The sequence below is a fragment of the Paraburkholderia panacisoli genome (assembly GCF_008369935.1).
Taxonomy (GTDB): domain Bacteria; phylum Pseudomonadota; class Gammaproteobacteria; order Burkholderiales; family Burkholderiaceae; genus Paraburkholderia; species Paraburkholderia panacisoli.
In genome coordinates this window covers 24,152-41,129 of record NZ_VTUZ01000023.1, presented here as the reverse complement: position 1 = coordinate 41,129, position 16,978 = coordinate 24,152, and the positions used below count along the sequence as shown (strand labels likewise).

The 16,978-nt window shown below is 60.6% G+C and carries 14 protein-coding genes and 1 pseudogene; 9 read left to right on the top strand and 6 right to left on the bottom strand.

Translation table 11 applies throughout. The features are described from left to right. Window positions 1-154: 154 nt before the first annotated feature. On the bottom strand, window positions 155-859 hold the full coding sequence (locus FVF58_RS29190; protein WP_149673253.1) for a TetR/AcrR family transcriptional regulator: 705 nt from the start codon (window positions 857-859) through the stop codon (window positions 155-157). A 232-nt stretch (window positions 860-1,091) separates the two neighbouring features. On the opposite strand from FVF58_RS29190, the gene FVF58_RS29185 reads away from it, so the two are divergent. The 4 genes from FVF58_RS29185 to FVF58_RS29170 all read left to right on the top strand — a co-directional run bounded on the left by FVF58_RS29185 (window position 1,092) and on the right by FVF58_RS29170 (window position 6,734). Then, window positions 1,092-2,504 carry an MFS transporter gene (locus FVF58_RS29185; RefSeq protein ID WP_149673252.1) on the top strand — a complete coding sequence of 471 codons (1,413 nt, stop codon included), beginning with the start codon at window positions 1,092-1,094 and terminating at the stop codon, window positions 2,502-2,504. 176 nt (window positions 2,505-2,680) lie between these two features. Further along, on the top strand, window positions 2,681-4,213 hold the full coding sequence (locus FVF58_RS29180; protein WP_246217227.1) for an MFS transporter: 1,533 nt from the start codon (window positions 2,681-2,683) through the stop codon (window positions 4,211-4,213). 157 nt (window positions 4,214-4,370) lie between these two features. Next, window positions 4,371-5,705: an MFS transporter gene (locus FVF58_RS29175; RefSeq protein ID WP_149673250.1), complete on the top strand. Its 1,335-nt coding sequence runs from the start codon at window positions 4,371-4,373 to the stop codon at window positions 5,703-5,705. Window positions 5,706-5,783: 78 nt separating this feature from the next. After that, window positions 5,784-6,734: a LysR substrate-binding domain-containing protein gene (locus FVF58_RS29170; protein ID WP_188130961.1), complete on the top strand. Its 951-nt coding sequence runs from the start codon at window positions 5,784-5,786 to the stop codon at window positions 6,732-6,734. A 26-nt stretch (window positions 6,735-6,760) separates the two neighbouring features. Here FVF58_RS29170 and FVF58_RS29165 read toward each other — a convergent pair whose 3' ends face one another. Further along, window positions 6,761-7,564, bottom strand: coding sequence for a class II aldolase/adducin family protein (locus tag FVF58_RS29165; protein WP_149673248.1), 804 nt, complete (start codon window positions 7,562-7,564; stop codon window positions 6,761-6,763). Window positions 7,565-8,011: 447 nt separating this feature from the next. On the opposite strand from FVF58_RS29165, the gene FVF58_RS29160 reads away from it, so the two are divergent. After that, window positions 8,012-8,500, top strand: coding sequence for a winged helix-turn-helix transcriptional regulator (locus tag FVF58_RS29160; protein ID WP_246217226.1), 489 nt, complete (start codon window positions 8,012-8,014; stop codon window positions 8,498-8,500). 83 nt (window positions 8,501-8,583) lie between these two features. Here FVF58_RS29160 and FVF58_RS29155 read toward each other — a convergent pair whose 3' ends face one another. Together FVF58_RS29155 and FVF58_RS29150 are read right to left on the bottom strand one after the other, a co-directional pair. After that, window positions 8,584-10,173 carry a methyl-accepting chemotaxis protein gene (locus FVF58_RS29155; protein ID WP_149673247.1) on the bottom strand — a complete coding sequence of 530 codons (1,590 nt, stop codon included), beginning with the start codon at window positions 10,171-10,173 and terminating at the stop codon, window positions 8,584-8,586. A gap of 171 nt (window positions 10,174-10,344) precedes the next feature. Beyond that, window positions 10,345-10,593: pseudogene (locus FVF58_RS29150) on the bottom strand (beta-eliminating lyase-related protein); the annotation flags it as partial. Between the two features lie 108 nt (window positions 10,594-10,701). On the opposite strand from FVF58_RS29150, the gene FVF58_RS29145 reads away from it, so the two are divergent. After that, window positions 10,702-12,186, top strand: coding sequence for an aminotransferase-like domain-containing protein (locus tag FVF58_RS29145; RefSeq protein ID WP_149673246.1), 1,485 nt, complete (start codon window positions 10,702-10,704; stop codon window positions 12,184-12,186). Window positions 12,187-12,243: 57 nt separating this feature from the next. After that, window positions 12,244-13,011 carry an MBL fold metallo-hydrolase gene (locus FVF58_RS29140; protein WP_149673245.1) on the top strand — a complete coding sequence of 256 codons (768 nt, stop codon included), beginning with the start codon at window positions 12,244-12,246 and terminating at the stop codon, window positions 13,009-13,011. 58 nt (window positions 13,012-13,069) lie between these two features. On the opposite strand, the gene FVF58_RS29135 is transcribed toward FVF58_RS29140, so the two are convergent. Then, on the bottom strand, window positions 13,070-13,555 hold the full coding sequence (locus tag FVF58_RS29135) for a MarR family winged helix-turn-helix transcriptional regulator (RefSeq protein ID WP_149673244.1): 486 nt from the start codon (window positions 13,553-13,555) through the stop codon (window positions 13,070-13,072). Window positions 13,556-13,831: 276 nt separating this feature from the next. Then, on the bottom strand, window positions 13,832-14,734 hold the full coding sequence (locus FVF58_RS29130) for a LysR family transcriptional regulator (protein WP_149673243.1): 903 nt from the start codon (window positions 14,732-14,734) through the stop codon (window positions 13,832-13,834). A gap of 129 nt (window positions 14,735-14,863) precedes the next feature. Between FVF58_RS29130 and leuC the strand changes: the two genes are divergently transcribed. Further along, entirely contained in the window at window positions 14,864-16,279 is a 1,416-nt protein-coding gene (gene leuC, locus FVF58_RS29125; protein WP_149673242.1) for a 3-isopropylmalate dehydratase large subunit, read from the top strand. Next, the gene (gene leuD / locus FVF58_RS29120; protein WP_149673241.1) at window positions 16,272-16,913 is read left to right on the top strand and encodes a 3-isopropylmalate dehydratase small subunit; all 642 of its coding nucleotides are present in this window, start codon (window positions 16,272-16,274) and stop codon (window positions 16,911-16,913) included. Before leuC ends, leuD begins: the two co-directional genes overlap by 8 nt. The last annotated feature ends 65 nt before the right edge of the window (window positions 16,914-16,978 follow it).

Here is a 16,978-nt window from a genome sequence, read left to right as displayed (position 1 = left end):
GAAGCGTCGGCGACGACCGTCCGGAAACGAGCTAAGGGATTGCGGGCGAGTTCGGTCAATTCACACCGTGCGGCGAAGCGGTCCACAACGCGCACATCCGCGCGTCGTTTGCCGGCTGTTTTCCGCGCTGGGCGAGGCCGCCAGTGCCTGACGATCAGGAACCTTCCAGTGCCGGAAGCAGCGCTGGCGCGCTCGTGAGGAAGGCGCGCACGTGCATCGCAATCACCGCGTCGGTGGGCGTGGTGTTGTCGTTCGAATAAATGCGGCGGCGAATCGCAAGGTGGGATACCGAGCCATGCAGCAGCCAGCCCACCTCGGTCAGATGCGCCGGATCGGCCGGCACGCCGCATCCCAATGCGTGCGCCGTCTCAGTGACAATGATCTCGAGCGCATGCGTCACGACGGCATTCGTGTACGTCGGCGCCATCTGCAGATCTTCAAGTGACGAGTATAGGAAGAGGCGCAGCCACTGCCGCGTCAGCAGGGTGTCGTAGTACTCGCGATAAAAAGCATTGAGTCGGCTTTCAATGGGCACACTGCGGTCTTTCAGTTGAACAAACCACATCGCCTTGAAGGTTCCTACAATTTCGCGCTTGTAAACTTCGTCGATCAACGCGGCCTTGCTAGGGAACAGGCTATACAGCAGACGTTGCGACACGCCACACGCCTCTGCAATCGCGCGAGTCTGCGCGTTCAGGCCGTGTTCGGCGAAATATTCGGCGGCCTTCTCCAGCACGCGCGCCTGACGCTCGGCGCGTGGCAGACGTTGCGGTGCTTTTTTCATCGGCCGCCTGATCGGCGCGCGACCCGCTACGGTCTTGCTGCCCGGTTCTGCAACATCCTTGCGTTTGGCCTTCATGACGCTCCTGTGTCCATCGCTTTCGAGAAATAAGTCTTCACGTGACGACTTATGATTTGGTAGAGTGTATCGTCCGGGTACAAGGAAGAGACTCGCCACGCACCCGGGCGAGGTCATGCATTATCTCAGGCTACCGCGAAGCGAGTCCCAACTTTGGCTGCCATCGATTGCAAACGCTCCAACCTGAAGCGTTTGAGGGCCTGCCGCACAACCCGAATTCCGTTCTCTGTCCATGTCTTTGTCAACCCGCCAGTCAGTCATCATTGCGCTGATCGTCGCCAGTGCCTATTTCATGGAGAATCTGGATGCGACGGTGATCGCGACCGCGCTGCCCCACATGGCCGCCACGTTCGGCGTCACGCCCGTGAGCCTGAGTATCGGCATGACTGCCTATCTGCTGGCGCTCGCAGTCTTCATTCCAATCAGCGGATGGGTGGCAGACCGCTTTGGGCAACGTTCGGTGTTCGGCGGCGCGATCATCGTGTTCACCGGCGCCTCCATACTTTGCGGGCTGAGTAACGGCCTTGTCGAATTCACCGTTGCGCGGATCCTGCAGGGAATCGGCGGCGCGATGATGGTGCCGGTAGGACGCCTCGCCGTGCTGCGCAGCACCGAGAAGCGTCACCTGATGCGCTCGATTGCCTATATCACGTGGCCTGGTCTCGCCGCTCCGGTGTTGGGTCCTGCGCTGGGCGGCTTTATCTCGACCTATTTCAACTGGCGGTGGATCTTTCTGCTAAACGTACCGATCGGTTTGCTGGGTCTGGCGCTAACCGCCCTGTTCATTCCGAACTACCGCGAACCCACCCGCCGTCCCTTCGATGTGCCGGGGTTCGTGCTGAGCGGTATCGCGCTGACGTGTCTGATGTACGGCATGGTCCTGATCGGGCAACCGCATGGCGACTGGCATATCACGGCCGCCGCACTGATCTGCGGCTTTGTTGCTGCAGTCCTGGCCATACGGCATTTCGGCCGCGCCGACCATCCGCTGATCGATCTTTCGCCCTGGCGAATTCCGACGTTCCGCGTGACCCTCGACGGCGGTTCGTTATATGTCGTATCGGTTAGCGTCTCACCCTTCCTCTTACCGTTGCTGTTTCAACTGGGCTTCGGGTTGAATGCATTCGCCGCGGGTTTGCTGGTGCTCGCGTATGCGGCCGGCAATCTGGGCATGAAGACCGTCACCACGCCGATCCTCAAACGCTTTGGCTTTCGCAAGGTGATGATCGTCAACGGGGCGCTTACGGCGGCCACAATCGCTTTGTGCAGCCTGCTTTCGCCGGACACGCCGCGCGCGCTGATCATGCTGGTGCTGCTGGTCGGCGGTCTGTGCCGGTCGATGCAATTCACAAGCATCAACACGCTTGCGTTTGCGGACGTGCCGTCAGCGCGAATGAGTTCAGCGAGCACATTCTTCAGCATGGTCCAGCAGATGACCATCGGTCTGGGCATCGCATTTGGTGCGATCGCGCTGCACGTTGCGGTCCTGATTCATGGCAATCACGCACAACTCTCACTGGCCGATTTCCGGGTCGCCTTCCTGCTGGTCGCTGTGCTGGTGCTGTTTTCGGTTCTCTACTTTATCGGCATAGAACCGGATGCAGGCCAGGAAGTGAGTGGCCATACGCGGACCGCACCGCAATAGCGCGTAGTTGAAACAAGCGAATTCGCATGTCCTGATGAGCAGGATGGTAGTAGTCGAACAGAGAGAGAGAGTCAGTGCAGGAAAAAAGCGGTACCCCGTCCACAGTACGACCGGTCGCCCCGGCCGATGTCATGTCAACAGCAGACGTAGCAGTCCCCCGCAGCGCCTCGCAACAGATGCTGATCCTCGTGGGCATTTGCATCGCAGTGCTCGTGCTGCCGCTGAATTTCGGCGGTGCGGCCGTGTCCGCGCCGGCCATCGGCACCGCCTTGGGCGGCAGCCCAGTGGCGGTCAACTGGATTCTCAACGCCTATATGCTGAGCTTCGGCAGCAGTCTGATGGCCTCGGGAGCGCTTGCCGATCTGTTCGGACGAAAACGTGTATTCGCCATAGGTGTGGTGCTCTTCGCGTTGACGTCACTCGGGATCGCCGCGTCGCCGACTCTGTTGTGGGTCGATTTTCAGCGCGCGCTACAGGGCATTGCCTCCGCATTGGTGCTGGCCGGCGCGTCGGCAGCGCTCGCACAGGAGTTCGACGGACATGGGCGCGCCCGCGCATTCAGCATGCTCGGCACCACCTTCGGCCTGGGCCTGGCGCTTGGCCCACTGCTCGCCGGGTTTCTTACGGAGACGTTCGGTTGGCGATCGTTCTTCCTCGCGGATGCCGCAATCGGCTTGATCGGATTCGCGCTCGGAGTTCCTAAGCTAAGGGAATCGTACGACCCGAATGCCACGGGTCTCGATTGGCCTGGCGCCGCCAGCTTTACAGCCGCGCTGACACTCTTCACATTCGGGCTGTTGCAAGGGCCGGAAAGCGGCTGGAGCAGCCCTCTTATCATTGGGCTGTTCTCAGGCGCCGTGGCGATGTTCGTCGCGTTCGTCTGGATCGAAAAGCGCGCTTCCCGGCCAATGCTCGACCTGTCGCTGTTTCGCTATCCGCGCTTCGTGGGCGTGCAGGTGCTCCCGCTGGCGACGGCATTTTGTTACGTGACCCTGCTCCTCGTCTTGCCGACGCGATTCATCGGAATTGAAGGACATTCTGCGATCGACGCCGGCTTGATGATGGTCTCGCTATCGGCGCCGATGCTCTTTGTGCCCATCACGGCTGCCTTTCTCACGCGATGGATGTCGGCCGGTGTCATATCGGCGGTGGGCCTCGTCATAGCGGCGCTCGGTATGCTTTGGTTGAGCAGCATCGCGCCTGACGCGCCATCCGGCGCCCTGACGCTTCCGCTGTTCGTTATCGGAGTCGGAGCCGGCCTGCCGTGGGGCCTGATGGATGGCTTGTCGGTCAGCGTCGTTCCAAAGGAACGCGCGGGCATGGCAACCGGCATCTTCAGCACGACACGTGTAGCGGGAGAGGGCATGACGCTTGCAATCGCCGGCGCGATATTGGCGGTCCTCACCCGTCTAAGGCTATCCGATTCACTCGCGGCGTTCCCGCCCGTTTCGCGCGATGCCGCCGCGCAAGCCGCCCAACGTGTCGCAACTGGCGATCTGCCCCATGCCGTCGCTCTTCTGCCCGGGCTGGGGCAGCCGGTTCTCGTGCAGGCGTACGATAGCGCGTTCCACATCCTGCTGCATATTCTCGTGGCAATCACAGTGGCCTCCGCGCTTGTCGTCCTGGGATTTCTCGGTCGCACGCCATCCACTGTTAACCCTACGGATACCGGCCCTACACTTTTGGGTAACGAAGGAGTGGCCGAATGAGAACACGTCCGGGGCGAATTGGTGATCGCCGGGGCGCCCACCCCGATCTGTGACGTTTGCTCACAAAGTCAATATTTTTCGTGCATTGTCGTACCCTCGGTGAGGGCGCTTAATCATCCTCGAGAGCATTCCGCAACGCGTAAATCTGGAGGAAGCCATGGATTTCGGGCCGCGCAAACCTGCGATTTCTGATCGGTTGATGAAACGAATCGCCTGGCGGCTCGCGCCGCTGATGATCGTGATGTACATCGCGAACCAGCTTGACCGCGCGAACATCGGCTATGCGGCGCTGACCATGAACGCCGAGCTCCACATGACGACGGCGCAATACGGCTTCGCCGCAAGCCTGTTTTTTCTCGGCTATATCCTGTTCGAAGTGCCGAGCAACCTGTGCATGCATCGGTTTGGCGCGCGGCTATGGATAACGCGCATTCTGCTGAGTTGGGGTCTGCTCTCCTCGCTGACGAGCTTCGTCCCCGACTCCCGCTGGCTGTATATCGCCCGCTTCTTTCTTGGCGCGTTCGAAGCCGGCCTGTTTCCGGGCATGGTGTATTACCTCACGCTGTGGATGCCGGCGCGCAATCGCGTATGGATGATGTCTCTGTTCGTGACAGCAATCCCGCTGACCGGCGTGCTCGGGGCACCGGTGTCCACCTGGCTGATGACACATGCGAACGTGTTCGGCATCACCGGCTGGCGCGCAATGCTTCTGCTGGAGGGGATCCCCGCGATCGTGTTGGCCGGGGTTGCCTACTTCTGGTTGACGGACGATCCATCCCGCTCCCACTGGCTTTCCGCTGCGGAAAAGAGTGAAATCGCCGCGGCGCTGGCTACCGAACGGGCCGAGGCAGCGGCCGCCACCTCGCCGTCCAGCGCCTCGCGGGCGCTCGCAAATCCGAAAGTCTGGGCGCTCGGTCTCGTCTACTTCGGCACCAACGCCGGCATCATCGGCTTGCTCTACTTCCTGCCGCAAGTCATCAAAACGTTTGAAAGCACTTTTGGGGTGAAATACAGCCTGATGGATATCGGGTTGATCACGGCGATTCCATTTGGCGTTGCAGTTGTCGCGACGCTGATCTGGGGCCGAGTGGTCAGCCGTCACCAGGTCGGCGCCCGGCATGTGGCAGGTCCCCTGCTGGTGTGCGCGGCAGCGCTCTCAGTGGCCCTGCTGCTGAAATCGCCCTACCAGTCGATCATCGCCCTCTCGATCGGCTCCGCGGCCTGCTTCTGCAGCATCACGACCTTCTGGCAGCTGCCTAGCCGCATCCTCACCGATCGCGCTGCAGCGGCCGGCATCGCGCTGATCACGAGCATCGGGGTATCGTCAGGATTTTTGTTGCCGTATTTTATCGGTTGGGTAAAGGATACGACCGGCACGTTTGTCCTCGCATTTGTCGGCATTGCCGCGACAATGGTGCTCGCCTCGATTACGGTCGCACTGCTCGAGACCCGCTGGCGCGACGTTGGCCAGCCGCAGCTTGCCAGTGAATAAGCGTGGCCAGCGCCTCGCCGTCCTTGGGACTATCATCGAAGATCCATGCCCATTTCTTTTCGCCAGCAAGGATTTTCGATGCGTCGCGGTGTCCCTAGTCTCAGTGCGCTGCAAGCTTTTGAAGCAGCGGCGCGCCATGAAAGCTTTTCGAAGGCGGCTGTCGAGCTGTCGCAAACGCATGGTGCTGTTTGCAAAAAGGTCAACGAGCTCGAGGCTCATCTGGGCATCCCGCTGTTCGAGCGGGTGCGTCAGCGTCTGGTACTGTCCGCGGCGGGCGCAGAGTACGCGCGGCGAATTCGCGTCCATCTCGACCAGATTCGCCGCGATACGCTCGAGCTGATACGCAAGCAAGGTGAAGTAAAGATCCAGTTGGCGGTCGGCGTCACGTTCGCGTCTCAATGGCTGATTCCGCGTCTGCAGGACTTCTACGAGCTGAACCCGGACCTGCAGCTTCACATCATGGGGCGCGACCAGCCGACGTTCTTCGACAATTCAAGCTTCGATGCCGCGATCTATTTCGGACAAAGCCTGTGGCCTGCCATGCCGGGACAACCACTCGTGAGCGACGACAAGATTCTGGCTGTCTGCGCGCCCGCGTTGATCGGCAGGCACAATAGCTTGAGTAGCGAAAGGATCAGCGCGCTGCCCTGGATTCACACCCGCGATCTTCCGCGCGCGTGGCTTGCATGGTCCGAAAGCGCGTCTACGCAGATCATCGAACATAGCGCGGCGAATCAGCACTACGACATGTTCATCATGGCAATCAATGCCGCGATCTCAGGACTCGGTGTGGCCTTGCTTCCGCATATCCTGATTGAACGTGAACTGCGCAGCGGCGCACTCGTCCAGGTGCATCCTCATTCGATCCCGAATCCGGAGACCATCTACTACTCGTTTCCCGAGCAGAAGCGTGACTGGGAGCCGCTTAAACGCTTCGATCAATGGCTGAGCGCGGCCGTGCGCGAGTATCGCGAAGGCTGCCACCGCGACCGCACGGCAGCCTTCGAAACGACGCTTGCGTCAAACTGAGGACGTCCGCGTGAGGACGTCCATGTTCACGCGAGTTCGCGCAGATCAGGACTGTCGCGCAGGAGTTGCTGGTAGAGCCCCTGGAAGTTGAGCCATGCAACGTAGTCGGACCCCAGTTGCGCGCGCGTTGCCCGCGCGTCCTCGTCCGATAGCGGCTCGATTGGACCCGCCGCCTCGGCCAGCAACTGCACCTGGCAGCAACGCTCCATTGCAATAAAGCGGTACGCCGCGGCGTCGACCGATGAACCAACGGTCAGCAGGCCATGATTGAGCAGAATGGCGGCGCGCTTTGTGCCCATTGTCTCCGCGATTCGGCGCCCCTCTTCGGTGGCGAGCACGACTACGTCGCCGCGAAATAGCACGTGATCGCCATAGAAGAGACAGGCCTCCTGATTGAGCGGAGCAAGCAGCCGAGCGCGCGCTGAAAACGCGCGGCCAGAAGTCGTATGTGTATGGGCTGCTGCAACGACATCCGGATTCGCGCCATGGATGCCGCAGTGAATCGCCGCCGCAGCGGCGTTGACGGGTCCGGTCCCGTGATAAACATTGGCCTCCTCGTCAATGCATACGAGGTCATCCGGATGGATTGACGAAAAGTGCTGCGCATACGGATTGACCCAAAAACGGTCGTGATACTCCGGATCGCGGACCGTGATATGTCCGGCTATGCCTTCAGCGAGCCCGAATCGCGCGAAGATGCGAAATGCCGCAGCGAGTTTGAGCTTGCGATGTTGCCGTTCGTCGTCGAGGCTGGCGAATACCGGCGGCTCCGGCAAGCGTCCGCCGATTGGTTTGGGAATCTGCAACTCGCGGACTTCCGCGTGGCCCATGACGTACTCCTTCGTGCTGGTCGGAGTCTTGATTTTCGTCTGCACAGAAGACACAGTCCATAGACGATTTGTCACAAGATCGCTTCTTGCGCTCACAACGCGCGGCAGACGATTCGCAAGGACGACGTGCGCCTCACAACTCGATCGTCAGGCCGGTGATCCAGCATTCAGCGCGGCGGCTACGAATACGGCTTTGCCGAAGGTGTCCTGAGCAAATACGTCGAGCGCGCGCCGGATCACCGCGATTGATTGCTTCTATCGGTGTCACCGCACTTCCCTGCGCCGATTGCACGCCTTTGAGGCCAACGCTTGAAACAGGCGTACATAAAAAATTCAATCGCAAGTGTTTCGATAGTCATGCGATACTCGTTCTTTGACAAACCGAACCCGTGTCGGATGCTGTCCGAGGAACTGTGGCATGCTGACCCAGCGAACACGCTAACGATCATGTCAGCCACATCAGGCGACCACACAACACCTCGCGGCCCCATACTTCCCCCCATGGAAACAAATTGCGACGATGCGCTTTGCGCCGACGACAATGCGCAAAAGAAAACCGATGATCTTGCGCGCGACATCATTGAGCAGATCGCCGACAAGTGGAGCATTCTGGTGATCGATGCACTTGGCACTCGTGGCGAGATGCGTTTTTCGCGCCTACGCGAACACATCGGCGGAGTCAGTCAGAAGATGCTCACGAAGACGTTGCGCCAACTCGAGCGCGACGGCCTGGTCTCACGCCATGTGCATCCAGTGATACCGCCTCGCGTCGACTATCGGCTGACACCGATCGGAAACAGCCTTCTGGACAAAATCTGCGGAATCTGGGATTGGGCCGAAAGTCACATGACCGAAATGGAAGCGGCGCGGTTGCAGTTCGATCGTAAAGAAAAACGGGCCGACACCTCACGGTTACCCGACAGTGCGATCGTTTAGACGGCACGGCCGCAGCGTGTGAGTTGCAAATGCATGCGACAGTTCGATGCCCACAACGGTAACCGAGGCCTTATACGAACGGGTTAATGACGCTCCGTTGGCAACGAACCGCGTATCCGGAAAGCGCCGACTGCGCTGCGCAACGCAAGCGCCTGCTCTTCCAGTGATCGAGTAGCCGCCGACGCCTGTTCCACGAGTGCGGCATTTTGTTGCGTCGCTTCGTCCATTTGCACGATTGTCTGCCCGACCTGTTCGATACCGATGCTCTGCTCTTCCGACGCTGAGGCGATCTCGGCCATGATCTCGTTGACCTGCCGTACCGATTGCAAAATCTCGGCCATCGTCGCCCCGGCGTCGCGCACCCTGAACGACCCCGCCTGGACACGCTGGACCGATTCATCGATCAGCGCCTTGATTTCCTTTGCAGCGGTCGCCGCGCGCTGCGCGAGCGAGCGGACCTCGCTCGCGACAACCGCGAAGCCACGCCCCTCCTCGCCCGCGCGAGCAGCTTCCACAGCCGCATTGAGGGCGAGAATGTTGGTCTGGAACGCTATGGACTCGATGACCGAAATGATCTCCGCCATCCGCTCCGACGATGCCGAAATGCCGTCCATCGTTTCAACAACGCTTTGCACAGTTTGACTGCCGCGCGTGGCTATCTCCTCCGCCGCCGTAGCTACCGCACTGGCTTGCTTGGCGCTGTCCGAATTCTGTTTGACGGTGCCGGTGAGTTGATCCATCGACGCTGAAGTCTGCTGCAGCGACGCAGCTTGCGATTCGGTGCGCCTCGACAAATCCGCATTGCCCTGGCTGATCTGAATGCTTGTCGTCGAGACGCCGTCGGCATGCTCCCGCACGCTTTCGACGACCTCATGCAATGCGTTGCGCATCCGCTCCATGGTCGCAAGTATGCTGTCGCTGTCACCGCGTCGCACCCGCACCGCCTGCAACAGGTCGCCGCTGCGGATCGCGTCAGCGAGATGTTTGACCTGACCCGGTTCGCCACCAAGCGCCCGCGTGATGTCATGCGTGATCCAATAGGCAATCACACCGCCTATCGAGATTGCCAGCGTGGTCAGCACGAGCATCAGCACCTGGAATGTGCGCCCAACTTCCCGCGCCGCGTGTGCCTGTACGCGGTTCAATTGCTCTTCGAGATCAATGAAACGATCGATGGCGTTCAGCCAGTCGACGAATGCCGGCCGGGCCTGTTCAAGCAGCACGCGCTGCGCGCCGGCTGTGTCTCCCGCCTGCTGCCTTGCAATCACGTCGGCCATCAAAGGCAGGGTGCGAGCCTCGTCGGCCTTGATGGCTGTCAGCGCCGGCTGCTCGTCGTGATACGCCGCGCTGCGAGCAGCGACCATTTTGTCGAGTGGACCGGCCGCCTCCTGGTACGCTTCGTTCAATTCCTTGATACGCGACAGCACCGATGGAAATTCTCCCGGCGGCACGAGCACCACGTCGCGCAGTGCAATTGCGCGGTTGTGGACACTTCCGCGAAACGCAATCGCGTAGGTTTCCTTGACACTGTTAATGTCGTTGATTGTCGTAAGGCTCGCGTTGATCTTGTTGACTCGCGTGATCCCTACAATCGTTAGCGCGATGAGCGCAAACAGAATCAACCCAAAACCCACAGCGACACGCGTGCCGGTGCGAATATTCTGAAGTTTCAATATCGCTCCCTATGCGATCACTTTCACTACCTTGTGCACCGGCTTGCTAACGTCCGACATGCCCGAGCTTTGCGAACAGCCGACTCACGACCTGATCGCCCGTCAAAGAAGTCGCGCACGACGGCGAGCGCAGCTCAATACCCGTGTGCCGCCAGATGACCGGAAAACGCAGACGATATACTCGTCGCCGCGCTCGCAATGCGACATGAGTGCGATAAGATTCGCCTGCGTGCCCGACGACACGAACAGGGCAGATTCCTTGCCGAGCATGTCGCAGACTGTCGCTTCCAGCCGATTGACGGTCGGATCGTCTCCGTAAGCGTCGTCACCGACTTCGGCCGCTGCCATTGCGGCACGCATTGGAGCGCTGGGTCGGGTAACGGTGTCGCTGCGGAAGTCGTCGCGGATTGCAGGGCTCATCGCATTTCCTTCAAAGACCGGCGATGTTGGCATTCCGATCGTGTTGAGCCAATACACAGCAAAGGTGAATCTGTTAGATAACAGATTCACAGCGTTGAACTGAACACCATGCAGGCAGCTGAATCCGTTTTGCCACGATATAAACGACTCGCTCAGCAATTGTGGGAGGGAATCGTCCATGCGGGACTGTGCGAAGGCAGTCGCATACCGTCCGTGCGTACGCTGGCAGTCCAGCACAACGTGAGCCTCACAACCGCAATGCAGGCCCTGCGCTGGCTGGAAACGCAGGGTCATATCGAGGCTCGCCCCCGATCCGGTTATTTTGTCGCCAGGCGACCGGAGCCCTCGTGCCCCGCGCGCGCAACAGCATGGCCCAACCCGCCTCCAGAACTCGATGCCCAGGCCCGTGATCACCTAGCGATGGTAGGGGCTCCCTGTGCGGTTCGTCTGGACCTCGCTGTCGGGGAGCCGTCGCTGTATCCGGTCGACAGGCTGAGCGTCCTGCTGCGCCGCCGCGCGTACCAGCAACCGGACCTGGTTGGTGCACATGCGCGGGGGGCGGGACATCCTGACCTGCTGCGAGAGATCGCTCGTCAGGCGATGCAGTATCGTTGCGAACTCGCCCCTGACGAACTGGTCGTCACCAACGGCTGCATCGAAGCGCTGAATCTTGCGCTCAGGGCCGTGACGCGCCCCGGCGATGTCGTGGCAGTCGAGTCGCCGACTTATTTCGTGTTGCTGCAAATGTTGGGCGCCCTTGACCTTCGGGTCTTGCCGATCCCGTGCCGAACCGGCACCGGGATGGATCTCGACGCGCTGAAAAGTGCGCTCGATGAAACGCGTATCAATGCGGTCGTGACGATCGCAAACGCCAACAATCCGGTTGGTAGCATCGCGTCAGATGCGGACAAGGCGGCGCTCGTGGAGATGCTACAAGCGCGCAACATCCCTCTGATCGAGGACGATATTTTCGGAGACGTCTGCTATGACGAACTGCGGCCGCGTCCGGCACGGGCCTTCGATACGTCCGGCAATGTGCTTCTATGCGGCGGCTTCTCGAAGAGTCTGTGTCCCGGCTTGCGCCTTGGCTGGATTGCGGCGGGAAAATTTAGCGAAAAAGTTCGGGCACTGAAGTACACCACCAGCATGGCCACGGCCGAATTGCAGCAGACCGCAGTCGCCGGGATGCTCTCCAGTGGTGGTTTTGCTTTGCACCTGAGACGGCTCAAAAGTGCGCTGCAGGAGCAGCAGAGTGCACTACGCGATGCCGTCCTCCGCCACTTTCCCGAAGGCACGGAATTGAGCGACCCACGCGGGGGATTCGTTCTCTGGCTAAAGTTGCCCGCCACCAGCCACCTTCGCGTCAGCACGCGCCCTATGTTTGAGCAGGCACGCGCCGAGGGCATCGGTTTTGCCCCAGGACATCTGTTCGGCCAGGGCGGTGCCTACGACGATTGCCTGCGATTGAACGCCGGCTACCGGTGGACCAGCGACCTGGAACAAGCCGTCGAGCGACTCGGCGCGCTGGCACGGATCGCCGTCGCCGCGTCGCAAGAGCAGCGTGCGACGGAGAACACTGGCAAGCGGCTCTAGATCGGCGCAGCAGAGTGTGTCAGAGTAGCGTTTTAACGCTACCGACCCCGGATGACCATGCTGCCGATTGCCGACCGATGGTTCGAGTCAAAACGTATCAGTGACGAAATCACCCTGCTGTGGGAGCCTCATGTCGTGCCGCTGATGCGCTGCAATATCTGGCACGTACGCGGCCGCGACCGCGACCTGATGATCGATACCGGGATGGGCATCGCCAGTCTGCGTGAGGCGGCCCAGCATCTCTTGCAAAACAACGTGACGGCCGTTGCGACGCATACGCACTCGGATCATGTCGGCGGACATCACGAGTTTGCGCATACGCTGGTCCACGAGTTGGAGGCCGATAACCTGCGTTCGCCGCGCGAGCGCGGCACGCTGCTGGCATCGGTATTGGGCGAGAACGCGATACGCCGGTACCGTGAAGCGGGCTATCCGTTCGACGGCGACTTGATCACGGCCCTGCCCAGCGCGGAGTACGTGATGTCCGACTACAAGATACGGGCGGCAACCGTCACGGAAATCGTCAAAGAAGGGAATATCGTCGACCTCGGCAACCGGCATTTCGAGGTACTGCATCTGCCAGGCCACTCACCGGGCAGCATCGGTCTATGGGAGGCGGCGTCCGGCACCCTGTTCTCCGGCGATGCGATCTACGATGGCCCGCTCCTGGATGAAATCGGCGGCGCCGATATCCCAACCTACGTGCGCACGATGAAGCGCTTGCGCGAATTGCCCGTGCAGGTCGTGCACGCGGGACACGACGTTAGCTTCGGGCGAGAACGGCTCGTCGCGTTGGTCGATGCCTATCTGGCCAAGCGCGCATGAGCCTCGTGTGGCAAGACGAACGACTGCAGCGTTGCGCGCAACAGATGACAAAAATGATTCAGGCTGTGCGCTTGCGTCGTGTCGGCGGGAGCGTCCATTCACCGCCCTCCTCAACGTGTTCCGTCAGCTTGTCCACGCACTGAAAAAGCACTCGCTTTTCCTCCGCTGACAGAACGGACATGAGTTGCTCGTCGAAGCTCTTGCCGATCCGATCGCACTTGCGCACAATCGTCTTGCCCTTCCTGGTCAAGTGCAGGTTGATGACACGTGCGTCCGTCGTGCCGGTAGAGCGCGTCAGCAAGCCGCGGTTAGCCAGCGTGGTGACCAGCTTTGAAACCAGCGTCTTTTCAAGGTATGTCAGCTCGATCAGCGGGCCGAGGGAGATACCCGGCTGCATATCGACGAAACGCAGCACGCGAAGGTCGCGCAGAGTGACATCACATGCGGCTTCGTAGAGGCCGGACGCCACGCCCTTGGCCAGCTCGCTTAGTACGTCGAGGCGGAAATTCAAATGCTCCAGTCTTGGATAGGGCGCCTTCGACATGCTGTTCTCCCATTCAGCTATTCTAATTCAGTTGCACACTACAACATTTGAATTTTACGCGTTTCGTGCACGAAACATACCATCGTATGTAACTCCCGGGACGTGCAGACAAGTCGAGCGCTTGACTGACGGCACGGGCATGCCGCATTGCGCACGAATGGGGCAAGCGCGCACGATGACGGTGCAGCAAGCGGATCGATGCTGAATAGCCCGTCGCCTGCTATGGTTGCGGTGCGAATCGCAGGCGAGTGAAAAACCACCTGCCTTTTCGCCCTCTCAGCCCGCCCCCGGCCCCTTCCCGAGAAAGCCTTCGAGAAACTCGACGAACGCCGTCACCTTCGCCGTCAGATTGAGCCGCTCTGGATACACCGCATAGATGTCCGCCGGCGGCAACGACCAATCGGGCAGCAATTGCTTGAGACGGCCAGACTGCAGATAGGTGGTCGCATCCCACTCCGAACGCATCAGGATGCCCTGTCCGTCAAGCGCCCAGACGAGCGTCGCCTCGCCGTCATTGCTGCTTAGCACGCCGTGCACCTTGACCGTTTCGTGGCGCTTCCCTTTGGTGAAATGCCAGGTGCCGTAGGCCGTGTCGCTTTCTCTGAGTACGATGCATTGATGCCGCTGCAGATCGCGCGGCGTGTCGGGTTCGCCTTTCGCGCGCAGATAGATCGGCGACGCGCATATCATGCGTCGGTTTGTCGCGACCTTGCGTGCGATCAACCTTGAATCCGGAATCTCGCCGAACCGGACGCCGACGTCGAATGCCGCTTCGGCGAGATTCAACGGCCGATCCGTCAACTCAAGCTGTACCTCGACGTCGGGATACTGGCGATGAAACGCTGCAATAGCCGGGGCGATGTGACGGCGGCCAAAGCCGAACGTTGCATTGACGCGTAGCAGCCCCTTTGGCGTCGCCCTGCTGCTCGAAATGGTCCGGTCGAGTTCCTGTAACGCAGACAGTAGCTTCGACCCTGTTGTCAGGTATTGCTCGCCCTCGTGCGTCATGCTGAGCCGCCGCGTCGTGCGGTTCAGCAACCTCACACCGAGGCGCCGCTCGATCTGCGCAAGACGCGCGCTCACCGCGGGCGGCGTGACCCCGACGTCCCGCGCGAGCGCCGACAGGCTGCCGTGTTTGACTAGTTCGACGAAAAACTCGAGGTCCGAAACCGCGTCCATTGATAAATAAAATTTAAGAGTAGTTTAGATTTTACTGAATTCTATACCGGAGTTGGCGGATTAGACTCATGCCCATCGGTCCATCATGACCGCGCCCCACGTTTCAGATTCAACCGGCCAGAGGAGTCCATGCCGCACACCTTCTATCAAAAGCTCGTCGCATCACATACGGTCGACCGCGTCGACGAGCAGCATGTGCTGCTGTATGCGGACCTGCACATCATGAACGAATACACGAGTCCGCAGGCGTTCGCCGGACTCGCTGAGAAAGACCTCCTCGTGCGCCGGCCACGGCAGCAAATGGGCATTGTCGACCACGTCATCCCGACGCGCGCGGTACCGGTTGCCGCCCGCACGATCGACATCGTCGACGCATCAAAGCAAGCCGCGAATTTCACACGCAACTGCGTGACGCAAGGCATCCACCTATTCGACGTGAACGATCCGGCACAGGGGATCGAGCACGTCGTCGCACCGGAAATCGGACTGATCCGGCCCGGCATGGTCGTACTATGCGGCGACAGCCACACCACGACTTACGGTGCGCTCGGCGCACTCGGTTTCGGGATCGGCACCTCCGAAGTCGAACATGTACTCGCGACGCAAACGCTCGTCTATCGCGTGGCGCATGACATGCGGATCACCGTCGACGGAGCGCTGCCCCCCGGCACCACGTCGAAGGACCTGGTCCTGCATATCATTGCCCGTATCGGCGCACAGGGCGCACGCGGCTTCGCGCTCGAATATGCGGGATCAACGATCGCTTCGCTTTCTGCCGAGGCGCGCATGACCCTGTGCAACATGACGGTCGAGGCCGGCGCACGCGCTGCGTTGATTGCACCGGACGACACCACGATCGACTACGTGCGGGCCCGCGTGCGCGACCTCGATACAGCGACACTCGAAACCGCGACGGCCGCATGGCGCTCGCTGCGCTCGGACCCGAATGCTGTCTTCGATGTCGAACATCATGTCGATGCATCGCAAATCGCGCCTTACGTTACGTGGGGCACGAGTCCAGACCAGGCCATTCCCGTCGACGGACACATTCCCGAGGTCGACACGGCAACCGGAATCGACGCGGCAACCGCACGCAAGGCCCTCGACTACATCGCGCTGCCGGCCGGCGCAAGCATCGAGGGCACGCCGATCGATCGTGTGTTCATTGGCTCGTGCACGAATGCGCGCATTGAAGACCTGCGAGCGGCAGCGGCCATGGTGCGGGGACGCAAGGTCGCGGCATCGGTTCGCGCCATGGTCGTTCCCGGTTCCGGCATGGTCCGCGACCAGGCCGAACGCGAAGGCGTTGCCCAGATCCTGATCGATGCAGGCTTCGAATGGCGCCAGCCCGGCTGTTCGATGTGCCTCGCGATGAACGACGACGTCCTCGCACCGGGCGAGCGCTGTGCTTCGACGACCAATCGCAACTTCGAAGGCCGCCAGGGCCGCGGCAGCAAGACCCACCTGATGAGTCCCGCAATGGCCGCTGCCGCGGCGATCGCGGGTCATATCGTCGACATTCGCAAGGAGCTTGTACATGGCTGATCGCCGTCTTATTCAGGGCATCGCAGCGCCGTTGCCGATCAACAATCTCGATACCGACCAGATCATGCCGAAGCAGTTCCTGTTCGGCATCGACAAGTCGGGGCTTGCGCGTGGACTGCTTTACGACCTGCGCTACGATGAGCGCGGTCAGCCGCGCGAGACGTTCGTACTGAATCGCCCGGAATACCGCGACGCACGCATTCTGATCGCCGGCTCGAATTTCGGCTGTGGGTCGAGCCGCGAACATGCCGTGTGGGGACTGCAACAAGCCGGCATCGAAGCGGTCATCGCTCCGAGCTACGGCGAGATCTTCTACTTCAACGCCGGCAACAATCGCCTGCTGCTCGTGACGCTCGCGCCGGAGATAGTCGATGCACTCGTGGCCCAACTCGCTCATACGGACACCAAACAGTTATCGATCGACGTCGAGAACGAAGTGGTCGTGAGCTCCTCGGGCGAGCGCCATTCGTTCTCGATCCCGTCGAGGCAAAAACGCATGTTCATGGACGGTCTCGACATGGTTCAGATGACCCTGCAGCAATCCGACGAGATTGACACGTTTGAAAAGCGGCATTGGGCAGCCAATCCGTGGGCACGCATCGATCTTCCCGCCCAACAACGCAGCATGTCGTAATCGAGCGACGCGCATTTCAACCTGATAACGAGACCGGCGCGTGGAACGCGCCGGCGGGAGACCGT

Bases quoted from the DNA above. Each gene is read 5' to 3' on its own strand.
- leuD (WP_149673241.1), top strand. From the start codon at position 16,272: ATGGCTGATCGCCGTCTTATTCAGGGCATCGCAGCGCCGTTGCCGATC.
- FVF58_RS29145 (WP_149673246.1), top strand. From the start codon at position 10,702: ATGCAGGCAGCTGAATCCGTTTTGCCACGATATAAACGACTCGCTCAG.
- FVF58_RS29180 (WP_246217227.1), top strand. From the start codon at position 2,681: ATGCTGATCCTCGTGGGCATTTGCATCGCAGTGCTCGTGCTGCCGCTG.
- FVF58_RS29160 (WP_246217226.1), top strand. From the start codon at position 8,012: ATGTCAGCCACATCAGGCGACCACACAACACCTCGCGGCCCCATACTT.
- FVF58_RS29185 (WP_149673252.1), top strand. From the start codon at position 1,092: ATGTCTTTGTCAACCCGCCAGTCAGTCATCATTGCGCTGATCGTCGCC.
- FVF58_RS29135 (WP_149673244.1), bottom strand. From the start codon at position 13,555: ATGTCGAAGGCGCCCTATCCAAGACTGGAGCATTTGAATTTCCGCCTC.
- FVF58_RS29165 (WP_149673248.1), bottom strand. From the start codon at position 7,564: ATGGGCCACGCGGAAGTCCGCGAGTTGCAGATTCCCAAACCAATCGGC.
- leuC (WP_149673242.1), top strand. From the start codon at position 14,864: ATGCCGCACACCTTCTATCAAAAGCTCGTCGCATCACATACGGTCGAC.
- FVF58_RS29190 (WP_149673253.1), bottom strand. From the start codon at position 859: ATGAAGGCCAAACGCAAGGATGTTGCAGAACCGGGCAGCAAGACCGTA.
- FVF58_RS29170 (WP_188130961.1), top strand. From the start codon at position 5,784: ATGCGTCGCGGTGTCCCTAGTCTCAGTGCGCTGCAAGCTTTTGAAGCA.
- FVF58_RS29175 (WP_149673250.1), top strand. From the start codon at position 4,371: ATGGATTTCGGGCCGCGCAAACCTGCGATTTCTGATCGGTTGATGAAA.
- FVF58_RS29140 (WP_149673245.1), top strand. From the start codon at position 12,244: ATGCTGCCGATTGCCGACCGATGGTTCGAGTCAAAACGTATCAGTGAC.
- FVF58_RS29130 (WP_149673243.1), bottom strand. From the start codon at position 14,734: ATGGACGCGGTTTCGGACCTCGAGTTTTTCGTCGAACTAGTCAAACAC.